We start from the raw sequence: 16,276 nt of genomic DNA on the forward strand, positions 1-16,276 counted from the left end.
CGGCCTTCGTGAATTTCATGATTTCTTTCCGTAGGGATTCTCGAGTTTCGCCACGAGATCGTTGAACACCGCGCGGATCTGCGCTTCGTCGCAGCCCATCAGCACGGCGTCTTCCAGCGCATCCTGCGCCAGCTGCCGAATCTCGATCAGATTCTGGTTGAGGACTTTGACTTTTTCGAGGCACGAGACGGGCTGCCCGTCGGGCTGTTTCCAGACGGGCGCGTCGAAACCCGTATTCGCCTTGTCCTTGCTCATGATCGCCTTTCCGCCTTACGGCGTGGCGGATTCTTCCGGCTTGGACGTGGAAGACCCGCCCACGACAAACTTGTTGATCAGTTCGACCAGATCAAGGGCGCCCTGGGCGTAGGCGATCTCGTCGCCATCCTTCAGGATCTCGTCCTCGGCACCCGGTTCCAGCTTGATATAGTAATTGCCGAGCAATCCGTCGCTGGTGATGATGGCAGAACTGTCCTTGGGCAATTCGACATCCTTGCGGATGTTGAGGGTCACCACGGCCTGGAACATCTTGGGGTCGAAATCCTGCGTCGTCACGGCGCCGACCTTGACGCCGCTGATGCGGACATCGGTGCCGGGCAGGACCGAGCCGCCGCGATCGAAGCGCACGGTCAGCTGATAGCCGCCGCGATCTTCCTTGATGCCGCTGCCGCTGTAGATGACATAGAGAAACACCGCCGCGGCCACCAGCACCACGGCACCCATGATGGTTTCAAGAACGTTGCGCTGCATGGATGGAACCTTGGCGGTTGGCTGAATGGGTGGATCCGGATCGGCTGGCAGATCGCCTTAGAGCGGGGCGCCTTAAACGGGGGACCAGGGTTCGTAATCGCCGGTGGCCTTGGCGCGGTGACCACCCAGCAAGGTGTGGCCCGGCGGCCGGTAGGCGAGATCGGTGCCCGTGTGGTTGGGCTCGTGGGGCTTCTGCCACGCCTTGGCCGGCGCGCGGGTGGTGGGCGCCACGGCTGTCGTCGCATGGAGCCAGGCATGCCATTCCGGGGGGACGCGGCTTGCTTCCGCCTCGCCGTTATAGAGCACCCACCGCTTCTGCCGCTTCTGGCCCTTGTTGCGACGATGCACATAATACTTGTTGCCGAATTCGTCGCTGCCGACCAACTCGCCATTCAACCAAGTAAAAAGCCGCGTACCGATGCTCATTCCTGATTCGCCGTCATGGGTTGCACCGGCCCAGAAGGGCCAATAAGTGCAACAGGTTAAGAACTCCGGCGGGACTATACAATCCGGCCGTTTCCCAGGCAAGGAAAGGGAATCCGGGCTAATCCAGGCGTTTCTGCATGACATGGTAGGTGGGAATGGCAAAACCGGGGTGGCTGCGCTGTTCGGTGATACGGAATCCGGCCGCCTCGAACAGGCGGATATTCCCGGGAAGGACCAGGCGGACATTGAGTTCCAGCAAGGTTTCGCCGGTTTCCCGGGCATGGGCCTCGATCGCCCGGAGGAGCGCCTGGGCCACCCCCTGCCGCCGCCAGGCCGGCAGAACCGCGAGGCGCCCGATATAGAGACAGTCGGGATGGCGCTGGCCGACGACGCAGCCGATGCGGGTAGCACCCGCCACGGCGAGGTAGGCCGTCCCTTCCAAGAGGCGCGCGGTCAGGTCCGCCACGTTCTCCCGGTCGGCGCTCGACGGCGGGTCGAGGCTGCGCTGCTCGGCAAAGCCCGCATGGATGAGGCGCACCAGATCCGGCACATCGCTGATGCCGGCGCGGCGAATCTCGAAGGCGGGTGGGTCGCTGGATGACAAGGTCGGTCCGGCCATAAAGGTATCGTTTCAAAGCGCACAATACATGGTCGAGCTTCGTGCGTCTGCCGTCGCCGGTTGCGGAAAACCTGTGATCGCCGCCACATAACGCACAATCATCATTTGCGCCTCCTGCCGAGCCTTTCTAGCGTTGCTGCCACCACAACGCCCCTCGCTGGTCGAGGGCATAGACAGGGAAGCGAACGCATGCTTGAGCGTAAAGAGAGTGACGGCGCGGCGCATAATGGCCTTGAGATGAAGGCGCAGTATTCCGCCGAGGAAGTGATTGACCTGTTGCAGCTCGCCAGGCACGGCATGGTCGATGACGATGAATCCCTCACTTATGTGAATGGCAGCCAGCCGCTGATGACCTTGCGGGAGGGCCGGATGGCCGATCTCTTCGATCACAGCCAGGCCTTCACAGCGCCCTTCCTGGGGCCCAAATTCTTCGGCCTCAGGCGCCTGGCGCGGGTCTATGTGCCCAATGATCCCGACCGCATGTTCCGCGTCGGCGGCCGGCAGGAATATGAGTACCAGCAGACCTATCTCAACAATGCCCCGGTCGAGGGTGTGCCCAATGTCAATCCCCGCACGACTGGCGATCTGTGGAGCTTTGTGAATGTGCCGGCCGGCGAGAAACGGCAGACGCCGTTCAGCATGGCCATGTCCTTCTTCGCCATCTTCCAGCCGGACGCGGTGAGCGACGGGAAGCTGTCGATCGCCAAGGTCAAGCTGCCGCGCCTCGCGGTCAACTGGTCGATGTCCATCAAGGACGATGCCTCGCCCGTGAGCCGGTTGCAGAAGACCGTCGATATCGAGACCTCGGTCTTCATCAACGTCTTCACCATGACGCCGCCGCTCAAGGCGGGCGTGGCGCCCGCCTTCAACCCGCCCCCGCGTTTCCCGCTCAGCAACAACGCGTCGCGGCGGGTGGTGTTCAAGACCGCCCATCTCATTCCCAGCGAAGGGTACCAGGACCAGTTCGAGCGCGTCGATTTGGAGCCGATCACGCATTCCTTCGTGGCCGAGGCCGAGGCCGAGACCAAATACCTGGTCGAAATCGGGCTGGTGCAGGGCGTGCGGTGCAGCGCCCCGCTCTCCTTCCCCGAGACCACCAAGCTGCTGGTCGATGCGCGGACGCGGGTGCCGCTGGTCAGCATCACCACGGACAAGCTGCCCATCTGACAAGCGGGGGGCCTGACCTCGCCATTTGACGACCTATCCGCTTTGCACCATGTTCGGCAGCCAAATCCGACCCGGTGCAAAGCGGGCGTCATCTGTTGGGGGTTATCCTGAACCATCCGTCATCATCGCCCGGCCGCAGCCATTGGGGCGCCCTGGGCCTGCTGTTCGTCGGCACGATCTTCGTCAGCCTGATCACGACCTTTGCCAGCCTCGCCTATCAGGGTGGGGCCACACCCATGCTGCTGGTCTGGTCGCGCTTCACGGCGCTGATGATCGTGCTGGGCCTGATCCTGAAAGCCGCGCGGGTGAGCTTCAGACTCCCGAAGCGCAACATGCGGGCGACGCTGTGGATCGCCCTCTGCCTGATGGCGATGTCGGTGGGCTACTTAAGCTCCGTCGCCTATATCAAGGTGAGCCTCGCCGTCATCCTCCTTTATACCTATCCACTGCTGGTGGCGGTGTTCGCGGCACTCTCGGGGCGCGAGCGGATCAGCCCGTTGCGCGCCATCCTGCTCGTCACGGCCTTCCTCGGCCTGGTCATTGCCCTTGGCCAGGATATCGGCCTGCAGCTCGATTTCTCCGGCATCGCCTTTGACGCGAGCCAGATCACCCTCGACTGGCGCGGGGCGGCCTTTGCGCTCATCGCCTCGCTGGGGGTGGCGGCCTTCGTCACCTGGGGCGGGGCCTATCTCGACGATGTCGATTCCCGGGTGGTCAATTTCTGGGCGCAGCTCTGGATGATTGGCCTCGCCACGGTCTATGTGGCGATGGTGGGTGGCGTATTCCTGCCAGAAACGGGGCTGGGCTGGCTCGGCTATCTGGGGGCGACCGGCTGCTATGTCACCGCCATGATCTGCTGGTTCGGCTCGATGAAGACCCTGTCGCCGACCGAAACCGCCATGACCCTCAACCTGGAACCGGCCATCAGCTTGGTGGCGGCGACCCTAATCCTAGGGGAAGCGACCTCGCCGCAGCAATGGATCGGCACGATCATCCTGTTGATATCCATCATCTTTTCGAGCGTCACCGGCCGTCACAAAAATGAGAATCGGTTAATTACGGCATTTTGCGCTGCGACAAGGCCCAGAAAGGCCCGTAAACCAAGGGCATCCTCAACATCTATGGGCGTCAAGATTAATAATCACCAAATATTGATATTTTCTAGTTGCCGCTGAGCCCCTCGCGGCATCAATATCTGGTCACGGCGCCGGTCTAGGCACCTAGATATAGACGCGCCGAACCAATCCTTTCCCCCGTTTTGCTGAACCAGATTCTGCAGCGGGGCGAGGATTCGGTTCAGACCGGGCATAAACCGAAAAAATTCGGGGGCCAACACATGCGTATTGCACGTCGATTCACCAAAGCCGGCCAGTCACCCTATTCGGAAATCATCTTTCGCCGCACGACGAGCGAGATCAAGAATCCGGATGGCTCGATCGTCTTCCAGCTGAAGGATATCGAGGTGCCGGCCGACTGGTCACAGGTGGCGAGCGACGTGCTGGCGCAGAAGTATTTCCGCAAGGCCGGCGTGCCCGCCGCCATGCGCCCGGTGGTGGAAGGCGACGTGCCGGATTTCCTGTGGCGCCGCGAGGCTGACCGGGAAGCGCTGGTGAAGCTGCCGGCCGAGAAGCGTTTCGTCAGCGAGATGAGCGCCAAGCAGGTGTTCGACCGCATGGTCGGCACCTGGACCTATTGGGGCTGGAAGGGCGGCTATTTCGACACCGAGGAAGACGCCCTCGCCTTCTATGACGAGATGCGCTTCATGCTGGCGCGCCAGATGGGTGCGCCGAACAGCCCGCAATGGTTCAACACGGGCCTGCATTGGGCCTATGGCATCGATGGCCCGGCCCAGGGTCATCATTATGTCGACTTCAAGAGCGGCGAACTGGTGCGCTCTGAATCGGCCTACGAACATCCGCAGCCCCATGCCTGCTTCATCCAGTCGGTTTCCGACGATCTGGTGGGCGATGGCGGCATCATGGACCTCTGGGTGCGCGAGGCGCGCCTGTTCAAGTATGGCTCCGGCACCGGTTCCAATTTCTCGAAGCTGCGCGGCGATGGCGAGAAGCTGTCGGGCGGCGGCCGCTCGTCGGGTCTCATGAGCTTCCTCAAGATCGGCGACCGGGCGGCGGGCGCCATCAAATCGGGCGGCACCACGCGCCGTGCCGCGAAGATGGTGACAGTCGATCTAGATCACCCGGATATCGAGGCCTATATCAATTGGAAGGTGCTCGAGGAGCAGAAGGTCGCGGCCCTCGTCGCCGGCAGCCAGGCCTGCAACTATCACCTCAACAAGGTGATCAAGGCAGCCCATGACGGGGAAGGCCCGAACAAGCTCGACCCGAAGTCGAACCCGGCCTTGAAGGCCGCTGTGCGGGCTGCGCGCAAGTCGAAGATTCCCGACAATTACGTGCAGCGCGTCATCCATTTCGCGGGGCAAGGCTACGACAAGATCGATTTCAAGACCTATGACACCGATTGGGATTCGGACGCCTATCTCACCGTCTCCGGCCAGAACTCCAACAATTCCGTGCGCATCTCCAATGATTTCATCGAGCGCGTGAAGCAGGATGGTGATTGGGATCTCATCCGCCGCACCGACGGCAAGGTCCACAAGACGCTGAAAGCGCGCGACCTCTGGGAAAAGATCGGCCAGGCCGCCTGGGCCAGTGCCGATCCCGGGGTGCAGTACGACACCACGATCAACGAATGGCATACTTGCCCGGAATCCGGCCGCATCAATGCGTCCAATCCGTGCTCGGAATACATGTTCCTCGACGACACGGCCTGCAACCTCGCCTCGCTCAACCTCATGACCTTCAAGAGCGCCGAAGGCTCGGTCGACATCGAGGCGTACGAACATGCCGTCCGCCTGTGGACCGTGGTGCTCGAGATCTCGGTGCTGATGGCGCAGTTCCCGTCGAAGGAAATCGCCCAGCTCTCCTACGAGTTCCGCACGCTGGGTCTCGGCTATGCCAATATCGGCGGCTTGCTCATGTCGATGGGCCTCTCCTATGACAGCGAGGAAGGCCGCGCCATCACGGCGGCCTTGACCGCAATCATGACCGGTGTCGCCTATGCGACCTCGGCCGAGATGGCGGGCGAGCTTGGCGCCTTCCCGGGCTATGCCAAGAATGCCGATCACATGCTGCGCGTCATCCGCAACCATCGCCGCGCGGCCTATAGCGAGAAGACCGGCTATGAGGGCCTCTCGGTCCTGCCCGTCGTCCTCGATCACCAGAATTGCGTCGACAAGCGCCTGGTCGAGGCCGCGAAGAACGCCTGGGATCTGGCCTTGGCACTCGGCGAGAAGCACGGCTATCGCAACGCCCAGACCTCGGTCATCGCGCCCACGGGGACCATCGGCCTAGTGATGGATTGCGACACGACCGGCATCGAGCCCGACTTCGCCCTGGTGAAGTTCAAGAAGCTCGCCGGCGGCGGCTATTTCAAAATCATCAACCGCATGGTGCCGGATGCATTGACGACGCTCGGCTACACCCCGCTGCAGATCGAGGAGATGGTGCGCTATGCCGTGGGTCACGCGACCCTGAAGGACGCGCCCTATATCAACCATCAGAGCCTGAAGGCCCGCGGCTTCACCGACGAGATCATCGCCAAGCTGGAAAGCTCGCTCGAAGCTGCCTTCGACATCCGCTTCGTGTTCAACAAATGGAATCTCGGCGACGATTTCTGCCAGAGCCAGTTGGGCTTTACGCCGGAACAGCTGGCCAGCCCGACCTTCGACATGCTGACCGCCCTTGGCTTCAGCAAGGCCGAATACGAAGCCGTCAACACCTTCGTCTGCGGCGCCATGACCCTTGAAGGCGCGCCGTTCCTGAAGGACGAGCATCTCTCGGTGTTCGATTGCGCCAATCCCTGCGGCCGTATCGGCAAGCGGTATCTCTCGGTCAACAGCCACATCCACATGATGGCGGCGGCGCAGTCGTTCATCTCGGGCGCCATCTCCAAGACCATCAACATGCCGAACCAGTCCTCCGTCGAGGATTGCAAGGACGCCTATCTGCTCTCCTGGCAGCTGGGCATCAAGGCGAACGCGCTCTATCGCGACGGCTCGAAGCTCTCGCAGCCGCTCTCGGCGTCGGTGCTGGGCGATGACGACACGGTTGATGATGTGATCGACGCGCCGGCCGCGGCGCGCGCGCCCATCGTTGCCGAGCGCATCGTGGAACGGATCGTCGAGCGCGTGGTCGAAGCCGGCCGCAAGCGCCTGCCGGAACGCCGCAAGGGCTATACCCAGAAGGCGATCGTCGGCGGCCACAAGGTCTATCTCCGCACCGGCGAATATGATGACGGCAAGCTGGGCGAGATCTTCATCGACATGCACAAGGAAGGTGCTGCCTTCCGGAGCTTGATGAACAACTTCGCCATCGCGATCTCGATCGGCCTCCAATACGGCGTGCCGCTCGAGGAATTCGTCGAGGCCTTCACCTTCACGCGCTTCGAGCCCAATGGCCTGGTCGAAGGCAATGATGCGATCAAGATGGCGACCTCGATCCTCGACTACACGTTCCGGGAACTGGCGGTCTCCTATCTCGGCCGCAATGATCTCGCGCACGTGCAACCCTCGGACCTCCTCCATGACGCCATGGGCAGCGGCGCCGACGAGCAGGCCTTGCCGGAGAAGCAGCAGCAGATGGACCGCGGCGTCGAAGCGGTGCGCAAGATCACCTCGACCGGCTATGTGCGCTCCAACCTCATCGTGCTGAAGAATGCCTCGATGATGGGCGGCTCGATCGGCAACACGGCCCTGGCCCATGACCACGCCCATGATCATGACCATCATCATGTCCACGCCCATGCCAGTGGAAATGGGGGTGGTGGCAGCAACGGCAGCAATGGCGGCGGGATGAGCAGCGTCACCACCACGGTCATGCAATCGACCACGGTCGGCGCCGCGGTGGTCCAGGCGGTGGACAGCCGCCTCGACAAGATCCGCGAAGCCAAGATGAAGGGCTATGAGGGCGATGCCTGCGGCGAATGCGGCAACTTCACCCTCGTGCGCAACGGGACCTGCATGAAGTGCACCACCTGCGGCTCGACGAGCGGGTGTTCGTGAGGGTTTTAGCAGAGGTCAACCAAGGGTGGCCGAGCCAGACCGCCCATCCTCCGACCTCCTGAAACTGGCCAAGAAATGACCACCGGGTCCGTGTGCATCACGGGCCCGGTTTTCTTTTGGGATCTCACCCAATCGTCATGGTCCGCGACGGCGGACCACCCACGACTTGCTTTCTTCAATCGCCGCCAACTCGTGGGTGGTACGCCACAGCTGACGAATGTCGGCCTTGGCCGACGGCGTACCGTGATGATCTGACGCGAAGATGGCCCATCAGGCAGTAGCCCGAAAATTGCCCCAATTACCGATTAGAGAGTTGGGGCAATTCATTTTGCAGATAGTTGTGGGGGGAGTATGAGCAACATGGTTAGTTCGACGCGACAATTGATATACGCCTTGGTGGCCGTTTTAACCGGAGCAATGCTCATTTCCGGCAACGCGCGAGCTGATACGTATTTCAAGTTCGTTCGTGTCACATGCGTGCCGGAAGCGGATTACGCTGCGATCGAAACGCTGGGCCTCTACAATGTGGGCGGAGAAGAACGCGCTGCACTAGCAGCACAGGGGATCTTTGAGATTTGCGATCTGGATAAGCACCCTTATGCATGCAAACTTTCGCACGGCGCACTCTCGATCGAGCTGATCAACTATCATGCACCTCAGCCGACAGGTCAGTGCGGCGGCGTGGAAGATGGCGACCTGCTCGTCACTCTGGCGGGACAAGAGCTAACCAGAGCGACAAGCACGCATGGTGGATGTACGGGTTTTCGGCAGCATGAGATCCGCATCTCCCGGTACGCGCCTCAACACTGCATCACGCGGTTCGACGATATCTTCGAGATTGCCACCTTTAAGGGCTTCTTACCGGTGAATAAAGAATGTAAGAGCATTCCGCTCAATAATTGAGTTCGCCGGCAAGCGCTGAGTTGTCGGACAGAAACTCGTGGGTGGTACGCCTTCGCGTACCATGACGATGGGGGGAGTGCTGGGTCTCGCCTAAAGCCCTGCCAGCGACTTTTCCATCGCGTCGAGGAAGATGTCGGCATGCGCCTGCGTGAAGACCAAAGGCGGGCGGATCTTGAGGATGTTGGCGCCGGGGCCGGTGGCGCTGATCAGCACCTTGCGGCGGCGGAGGTCGTTGACGATGCGGGTGGTCGTCTCGGCGTCGGGTTCCCTGGTCTTGCGGTCCTTGACGAATTCGAGGCCCAGAAAGAGCCCCGCGCCGCGCACGTCGCCGATCCCCTCATGGCGCGTGGCCAGCTTCGCAAGCCCATCGCGCATATAGGTGCCAACCTTGCCGGCATTCTCGGCCAAGCTCTCCTGCTCGATGACGTCGAGCACGGCAAGGCCCACGGCGCAGGAGACCGGGTTGCCGCCGAAGGTGTTGAAGTAGCGCGAGCGGCGGCCGAATTCCTCGACGATGTGCGGCTGCATGATGGCGGCCGCCATCGGGTGGCCGTTGCCCATCGGTTTCCCCACCGTGACCATGTCCGGCACGAGGCCGTGGCGCGCGAAGCCCCAGAAATCGGGGCCGACGCGGCCAAAGCCAGGCTGCACCTCGTCGGCGATGTAGATGCCGCCGGCCGCTCGGATGGCGTCGCGCGCCTCCTTGAGGGAGCCGGGTTCGCCCGGGAAGACACCGTCGCTGGAGAAGATGCCATCGAGCAGCAAGGCGCAGGGCTTGATCCCTTGCGCCAGCATCTCGGCGATCGCCGCCTTGACGCCGGCGGCGAAGTTAGCGCCGACATCGCCCGCGATGCGGTAGGTGTCGGGAGCCGGCACCAGCTTCACCTGGGGACCGCGTTCGACATAATCGCCCAGCGACGGCGAGAGTTCCGAGATGGCGACGGTCAGGCCGTGATAAGCGAGTTTCGTGACGATGACGCCCGTGCCCTTGGTGTAGGATTTGGCGATGCGCAAGGCGAGGTCGTTGGCTTCCGAGCCGGTGCAGGTGAACATCACATGCTGGAGGGCTGCCGGGAACTTGGCGAGCAGGCGCTCGGCATAATCGACGATGGTCTCGTGCAGATAGCGCGTATGGGTGTTGAGGATCCCGGCCTGTTTCGTGAGGGCCGCCACCACCTTGGGATGGCAATGGCCGACCGAGGCCACATTGTTGTAAACGTCGAGATAGGCGTTGCCGTCGGGATCATAGAGCCAGACGCCCTCGCCCCGCACGATGTGGAGCGGCTTTTCGTAGAACAGGCGATAGGCCGGGCCCAGCAGCTTTTCCCGCCGCTTGATGAGGGCTGCGTCGGCCGCGCTGATATCGCCTTCGCGGCCGGGCACATATTGATTCACCATCGCCATCTTGCTATCTCCTGAATTCCCTAATCTGCGCGGAAGTCCCCTCACCCCAACCCCTCTCCCCAAAGGGGCGAGGGGCGCTGCAACGAGCTCGATGGAAACCCCCTCGCCCCGCTTGCGGGGAGAGGGTCGGGGTGAGGGGTGTTTCAAGCAACTTGGTCCCCTTTAGATACCGCACACGCGGCGCAGATTTTCCTGGGCCTGTTCGCGCGGCATGGCGGCGAAGGCGGCAAGACCCGCCCAGGCGCGCGGCGCGTTGCGCAGGATGTAGTCCTTGTTCTCGGGATAGCGCGCGGCGCGCCAGCTGGTGATCGTGGCCGTGGTCGCCAGCCGTGCCGCGATGAGGTCGTAGAGGAGATCGAGCTCGATCTCATGGAGCGGCAGGACGCCATGATAGGCGGCGATGAGATCGCCTGCCTCGGCCAGCGGGTCACCTTCCAAAGCGAGTTGATAGGAGGATGCTACGGCCAGATCATTGACCAGCGGCGTCCATACCATGTCGCCGAAATCGAGGATGCCGGCGACCTTGGCCGGGTCCTGACTGTCGACCAGCACATTATAGGGGTTGAGATCGTTATGGACGAACTGGGTGCGGAGGTTTGCCATCACCGGTGTCATATGCCGGTCGAAATCGGTGAGCACGCGCTCGACCAGTTGTCGCTTCTCTCCCGCTTCGACATGGGGGGTCAACTGCCACAGGCGGCTCGCATGCTTGATGTCCCATTGCAGATCATGATGCGTGGCGGCATGGGTGAAGTCCGCCAGCGCGCGGGTCAGGCGCGCGAGGTTGCTGCCCAGATTCCGCCGCTGGGCGGCACTGCGCGGGGCGAGATGCAGCGGCTCGCCTTCGAGATAGGAGAAGAGACGGAGCACCAAAGGCTGGCCGGCAGCATCTGGCAGGATCTCCTCATAGGTGCCGGAAGCATTGCGGAAGACACGCTGAACGGGCAGATCCGGGTCCTTTTCCGCCACATGGCGCAGCGCCTCGGTCTGCAGGTTGGTGACCAGCCGTTCCTCGGCCGGGTTGGAGAGCTTCAGCACATAGCTCTCGCCGGTCGCTGTCCTGATGCGGAAATTGGCGTCGCGCTCGCTGGTGAGCTTGCTGGCGGTGCCATCGACCCCGAAATGCTGCCGGGCGAGAGCTGCCGCGTCCACTTCGCTGAAGACCGGCGGCGGGGCCGAGAGGGAATCCGCCTCGCCAGGCGACGAAGGAACGGGCGATGATTGAACGGCTGGCATGCAAAATCCACACAGGCGCTGTCGATGGTGGCAAGTGGTGGCTGTTATAGCGGGATTCTCAGGGCCTCGCTGCAAATTTGTCGGGGATGCGGAAGGCTGGATTGCTGCGTCCCGACCGGCTAGGATCGCCCCGAAATCCATCAGACAAGCCCCCAAGGAGCGCATCATGGCTGGTAAAATCGAGGCCCGCTTGGCCGAACTCAACATTGAACTGCCCAAGGCCGCGGTGCCGGTCGCCAATTACGTGCCGGTCGTGATCGCCGGCAACACCGCCTATGTCTCGGGCCAGGTCACCGTGTGGAATGGCGAGTTCAAGTTCATCGGCAAGGTCGGTCAGGACTTCTCGACCGAGCAGGCGGCGCAGGCGGCACGGATGTGCGGGCTCAACATCATCGCGCAGCTGAAGCTGGCGCTGGGCGATCTCGACCGCGTGAAGCGCATCTGCAAACTGGGCGTCTTCGTCAATTGCCTGGACAGCTTCACCGAACAGCCCAAGGTCGCCAACGGCGTTTCCGACATGATGGTCGAAGTGTTCGGCGAGGCCGGCAAGCATGCCCGCTCGGCGGTTGGCGTCAACGTGCTGCCGCTCAACCTCGCCGTCGAAGTCGACGCGATTGTCGAGATTGCGTGAGGGATCGAGACTGAGAATACCCCTCACCCCGACCCTCTCCCCGCAAGCGGGTCGAGGGAGTTTCCAACGCGCTCGTTGCGGAGCCCCTCGCCCCTATGGGGAGAGGGGTTGGGGTGAGGGGCGCTTACGATGACCGAACTCTCCCTCACCGCCCGCATCGTCGATCGGCTGGATAAGATTCCAGCTTCCGCCTGGGATGCCTGTGCCGGGGCGGACAATCCGTTCGTCTCCCCGCTTTCCTCAACGCGTTGGAGATTTCCGGCTCGGTCGGGCGCGGCACCGGCTGGTTGCCGCAGCACATCGTGCTGGAAGATGATGCGGGCCAGTTGCTGGGCGCGGTGCCGCTTTATGTGAAGGGGCACAGCCAGGGCGAATATGTGTTCGACCATGGCTGGGCCGAGGCCTATGAGCGGGCGGGCGGGCGCTATTATCCGAAGCTGCAGGTGGCGGTGCCCTTCTCGCCCGTGCCCGGACCGCGCCTGCTGGTGAAGCCCAGCGCCGATGACGCGGTGATGCGCAGCGCGCTCATCGGCGCGATCACCAGCACGGCGGAGAAATCCGGTCTCTCCTCGCTGCACATCACCTTCTGCACGGGAGAAGAAGCGGGTGAGCTGGTGGAGCATGGTTATCTCCATCGCTTAGGGTGCCAGTATCATTGGCACAATGCGGGTTATGGCAGTTTCGAGGATTTCCTCGGCACGCTTTCCTCGCGGAAACGGAAGGCGATCCGCAAGGAACGGGCCAGCGTCGCCGGGATCGAGATCCGTGCCTTGTCCGGCGACGATCTCAGATCCGATCATTGGGATGCGTTCTTCGAGTTCTATATGGATACCGGCAGCCGCAAATGGGGCCGGCCCTACCTCACCCGCGACTTCTTCGACGCGATCCATCAAACGATGCGCGAGAGGATCGTGCTGGTGATGGCGTTCCGCGACGGGCGGCCCATCGCGGGGGCGCTCAATCTCCGCGGCACCGATGCGCTCTATGGCCGCAACTGGGGCTGCGTCGAGGACGTGCCCAATCTCCATTTCGAATGCTGCTACTACCAGGCGATCGACTATGCGATCGCCCATGGCCTGCAGCGGGTCGAGGCCGGCGCCCAGGGCGAGCACAAGATCCAGCGTGGCTATCTGCCGGTCGAAACGCATTCGGCGCATTGGATCGCGGATGCGAATTTCCGCGAGGCCATCGCCGACTACCTCGACCGCGAGCGCCGCGTGATGCGCAACGAGATGGCGGAGCTGGGCACGCTCTCCCCCTTCCGCCGTGTCGAGAATGACTGACCGCGCCATCGTCATCGGCGGTGGTCCGGCCGGGTTGATGGCGGCGGAGAAGCTGGCAGAAGGCGGTGTCGCCGTCGATCTCTATGAGGCGATGCCTTCGGTCGGCCGCAAGTTCCTGATGGCCGGCAAGGGCGGGCTCAACATCACCCATAGCGAGGCGCTCGAGGAATTCACGGCGCGCTACGGCGTCCAAAGCGGCAAGGTCGCGGCTTGGCTCGCTTCGTTCGGGCCGGACCGCTTGCGCGCGTGGATCCACGAGCTCGGCATCGCGACCTTCATCGGCAGCTCGGGGCGCGTGTTCCCCCATGAGATGAAGGCTGCTCCCCTGCTCCGCGCCTGGCTGCACCGGTTGCGCGCGGCGGGTGTGCGCTTTCATGTGCGGCATCGCTGGCTGGGCTGGACCGCGGACGGGTCGCTGCGCTTTGCGACACCGTCGGGCGAAAAGCTGGTGCCGGCCGGCGTCACGGTGCTGGCGCTGGGGGGCGGCAGCTGGCCGCAGCTTGGCTCAGACGGTGCCTGGCAGAGCGCCCTCACCGCGCGCGAGATCGAAGTTGCGCCCCTGGTGCCGGCCAATTGCGGCTTCGAGATCGGCTGGAGCGCGCATTTCCGCACGCGCTGTGCCGGGGAGCCGCTCAAGAATATCGCCGCCGCCTTCGGCAGCGCGCGGTCCCGTGGCGAGGCGATCATCACCGAGCATGGCATCGAGGGCGGCCTGATCTATGCCCTCTCGGGCCCCTTGCGGGACGCGATCGCGGCGCAAGGCGAGGCCGTGCTGCTGCTCGACCTGTTGCCCAACCATGATGTCGCGCAGATTGCCGATGTCCTGGCGCAGCGTGGGTCGCGCTCGCTCTCCTCGCATCTCAAATCGCAGTTGAAGATCGCGGGCGCCAAGGCGGGGCTGTTGCGCGAATGCCTGGACGCGGAGATCCTGGCCGATCCGGCGCGCCTCGCCAAGGGCATTAAGGCGCTGCCGCTGGGCCTCACAGCGACGCGCCCCATCGCCGAGGCGATCAGTTCGGCGGGCGGGGTCACGTTCGACAGCCTCGATGAGGGCTTGATGCTGAAGAAGCTGCCGGATGTCTTCTGCGCGGGCGAGATGCTGGACTGGGAAGCGCCGACCGGCGGCTATCTGCTGACCGCCTGCTTTGCGAGCGGCCATGTCGCAGGCAATGCGGCGCTCGCCAGGATCAAGTCGCGCGGCGCTTCCAATAAGTGACTTCGCCCGCCTCGACGGTCCAGTCGGTCACCCAGCCCAGGCGCTGATAAAAACCGTGGGCGCGGATATCGGGGTTCTGATCGGTGGTGAGCCAGATTTCCTTGACGCCTTCCGCAAAGAGCCAGTCTTCTGCCGCCGCCATCAGGCGCCTGCCGAGACCGAGGCCCTCGAAGCCCGGCTGCACGAACATGGCGAAGATGGTGCCCTCAATGCGTCGCGCATAAGAGAAGGCCGCCGGCAAGCCATCCACCAGCGCCAGCCAGCCGCGCAGATTGCCCTCCGCCATCTCGGCGGCGATGCCGGCCTCGGTGATGCCGCGCGCCGTCATCTCGGCGACCGAGAGATGGTTTTCGTGGACGCTGGTGCGAATGATCGTGATCGCCGGCAGGTCGGCCGGCTCAACCGACCGTATGTCAATCTGCTGGTGCTGTTCGTTCATGGCGCGATGGTAGCGGGCCACCATCTTGACGTCCAACGATGCGGCACCGTATGAAGGGGGCGATGGTTCCCCGACGGATGAATTCCAGGGGATTAATAGGGAACACGGTGCGGACGACCCAATCGGGGCCTAAACCGTGACTGCCCCCGCAACTGTAAGCGGATAGCTGACTGCCACTTCGTACCACTGATCATCCGATGATCGGGAAGGTCGGCAGAAAGGCATCGACCCGCGAGTCAGGAGACCTGCCATCGACGCGTTTTGATTCAAACCGGGCGGGGTGCCCGAGATGGAGACGTTGACATGGCGCCAGCACAGGCGCGCCGGGTGACCGGCGTTCATTCCCCATATCCAAGTGACGGCAAGGGCTTAGGCCAGCGCCGGTGACTTTCCCCGCTGCTTTGATCAAAAATCGGCCCAGCAATGTGCTCAGCCGGTTGATCCAGTTAAATTCTATATGTAATGTTATAACATTACATCTATAGGCAACAAGGAACCCGAGATGCAAAACCAGACAGGAAACCTAACGCTCCGCCGCACCGCCCTCGCTGCGCTCGCGGCCTTCGCCGGCCTCGCCTTCACAGCACCGAGCGCCGCGGCAGAGCCGACGCAATATCCGCTGACGCTGCAGAATTGCGGCGAGACGCTGACCTTCGACAAGGCGCCTTCTCGCACAGTGGCCATCGGCCAGAGCAGCACGGAGATCCTGCTGTCGCTGGGTCTTGCCGACAGGATCGTCGGCACCGCCGTCTGGTTCGGGCCGGTGCTCGAGGGCTATGAAGAGGCCAATGCCAAGATCAAGCGGCTCGCCGACAACGATCCCAGCTTCGAGAGCGTGCTGGCGCAGGAGCCTGATCTCGTCACTGCGGAATTCGAATGGCATGTCGGCCCCAACGGGTCGGTCGCCACGCGCAAGCAGTTCGCCGATCTCAAGATTCCGAGCTATGTGGCAGCGGCCGATTGCGTCGCCAAGGATAATTCCGGCGGCGGCGACGGGGTGCGCAAGGAGATGTTCAACATGTCGCTGATCTATCAGGAGATCGCAGACATTGCGCAGATCTTCGACGTGCAGGATCGCGGCGCAGCCTTGATCGCTGACCTTAAGCAGCGTGAAGCGGTAGCACT

The 16,276-nt window shown here is 62.8% G+C and carries 13 protein-coding genes, 1 pseudogene and 1 riboswitch; of the genes and pseudogenes, 7 read left to right on the forward strand and 7 right to left on the reverse strand.

Annotated elements, in window-relative coordinates; translation table 11 throughout:
• Positions 1 to 15: 15 nt before the first annotated feature.
• The 4 genes from IPK59_05230 to IPK59_05245 form a co-directional block, all read right to left on the reverse strand.
• A complete protein-coding gene (locus IPK59_05230; GenBank protein MBK8158196.1) occupies positions 16 to 255 on the reverse strand; it encodes a hypothetical protein in 240 nt (79 codons plus the stop codon).
• A 15-nt stretch (positions 256 to 270) separates the two neighbouring features.
• Positions 271 to 747, reverse strand: coding sequence for an outer membrane lipid asymmetry maintenance protein MlaD (gene mlaD / locus IPK59_05235; GenBank protein ID MBK8158197.1), 477 nt, complete (start codon positions 745 to 747; stop codon positions 271 to 273).
• 72 nt (positions 748 to 819) lie between these two features.
• Positions 820 to 1,173 carry an NADH:ubiquinone oxidoreductase subunit NDUFA12 gene (locus tag IPK59_05240; GenBank protein MBK8158198.1) on the reverse strand — a complete coding sequence of 118 codons (354 nt, stop codon included), beginning with the start codon at positions 1,171 to 1,173 and terminating at the stop codon, positions 820 to 822.
• A 118-nt stretch (positions 1,174 to 1,291) separates the two neighbouring features.
• Positions 1,292 to 1,792, reverse strand: a complete 501-nt coding sequence (locus tag IPK59_05245) for a GNAT family N-acetyltransferase (GenBank protein ID MBK8158199.1) — start codon at positions 1,790 to 1,792, stop codon at positions 1,292 to 1,294.
• A gap of 189 nt (positions 1,793 to 1,981) precedes the next feature.
• On the opposite strand from IPK59_05245, the gene IPK59_05250 reads away from it, so the two are divergent.
• The 4 genes from IPK59_05250 to IPK59_05265 all read left to right on the forward strand — a co-directional run bounded on the left by IPK59_05250 (position 1,982) and on the right by IPK59_05265 (position 8,942).
• Positions 1,982 to 2,959, forward strand: coding sequence for a hypothetical protein (locus IPK59_05250; protein ID MBK8158200.1), 978 nt, complete (start codon positions 1,982 to 1,984; stop codon positions 2,957 to 2,959).
• A gap of 95 nt (positions 2,960 to 3,054) precedes the next feature.
• Positions 3,055 to 4,134 carry a DMT family transporter gene (locus tag IPK59_05255; GenBank protein ID MBK8158201.1) on the forward strand — a complete coding sequence of 360 codons (1,080 nt, stop codon included), beginning with the start codon at positions 3,055 to 3,057 and terminating at the stop codon, positions 4,132 to 4,134.
• A gap of 161 nt (positions 4,135 to 4,295) precedes the next feature.
• Positions 4,296 to 8,039 (forward strand): vitamin B12-dependent ribonucleotide reductase, encoded by a 3,744-nt coding sequence (locus IPK59_05260; protein ID MBK8158202.1) that lies wholly within the window; start codon positions 4,296 to 4,298, stop codon positions 8,037 to 8,039.
• Between the two features lie 351 nt (positions 8,040 to 8,390).
• Positions 8,391 to 8,942 carry a hypothetical protein gene (locus tag IPK59_05265; GenBank protein ID MBK8158203.1) on the forward strand — a complete coding sequence of 184 codons (552 nt, stop codon included), beginning with the start codon at positions 8,391 to 8,393 and terminating at the stop codon, positions 8,940 to 8,942.
• Between the two features lie 90 nt (positions 8,943 to 9,032).
• Here the strand turns inward: IPK59_05265 and IPK59_05270 are convergent, their stop codons facing one another.
• Together IPK59_05270 and IPK59_05275 are read right to left on the reverse strand one after the other, a co-directional pair.
• Complete coding sequence (locus tag IPK59_05270) at positions 9,033 to 10,346, reverse strand: aminotransferase class III-fold pyridoxal phosphate-dependent enzyme (protein MBK8158204.1); 1,314 nt, start codon at positions 10,344 to 10,346, stop codon at positions 9,033 to 9,035.
• A 162-nt stretch (positions 10,347 to 10,508) separates the two neighbouring features.
• On the reverse strand, positions 10,509 to 11,582 hold the full coding sequence (locus tag IPK59_05275; protein MBK8158205.1) for a phosphotransferase: 1,074 nt from the start codon (positions 11,580 to 11,582) through the stop codon (positions 10,509 to 10,511).
• 166 nt (positions 11,583 to 11,748) lie between these two features.
• Here IPK59_05275 and IPK59_05280 point away from each other — a divergent pair, with 166 nt between their 5' ends.
• The 3 genes and pseudogenes from IPK59_05280 to IPK59_05290 all read left to right on the forward strand — a co-directional run bounded on the left by IPK59_05280 (position 11,749) and on the right by IPK59_05290 (position 14,712).
• Entirely contained in the window at positions 11,749 to 12,213 is a 465-nt protein-coding gene (locus tag IPK59_05280; GenBank protein ID MBK8158206.1) for a RidA family protein, read from the forward strand.
• 129 nt (positions 12,214 to 12,342) lie between these two features.
• Positions 12,343 to 13,496 (forward strand): annotated as a pseudogene (locus IPK59_05285) (N-acetyltransferase).
• Positions 13,489 to 14,712 (forward strand): TIGR03862 family flavoprotein, encoded by a 1,224-nt coding sequence (locus IPK59_05290; GenBank protein MBK8158207.1) that lies wholly within the window; start codon positions 13,489 to 13,491, stop codon positions 14,710 to 14,712. The pseudogene IPK59_05285 and the gene IPK59_05290 overlap by 8 nt, the downstream one beginning before the upstream one ends.
• Here IPK59_05290 and IPK59_05295 read toward each other — a convergent pair.
• Positions 14,684 to 15,151, reverse strand: coding sequence for a GNAT family N-acetyltransferase (locus tag IPK59_05295; GenBank protein ID MBK8158208.1), 468 nt, complete (start codon positions 15,149 to 15,151; stop codon positions 14,684 to 14,686). The two genes, IPK59_05290 and IPK59_05295, sit on opposite strands and share 29 nt — an antisense overlap.
• A 46-nt stretch (positions 15,152 to 15,197) precedes the next feature.
• A riboswitch (cobalamin riboswitch) is annotated at positions 15,198 to 15,419 on the forward strand.
• Positions 15,420 to 16,276 lie beyond the last annotated feature (857 nt).

It is taken from the genome of Rhodospirillaceae bacterium (assembly GCA_016712715.1).
Taxonomy (GTDB): Bacteria; Pseudomonadota; Alphaproteobacteria; order Dongiales; family Dongiaceae; genus Dongia.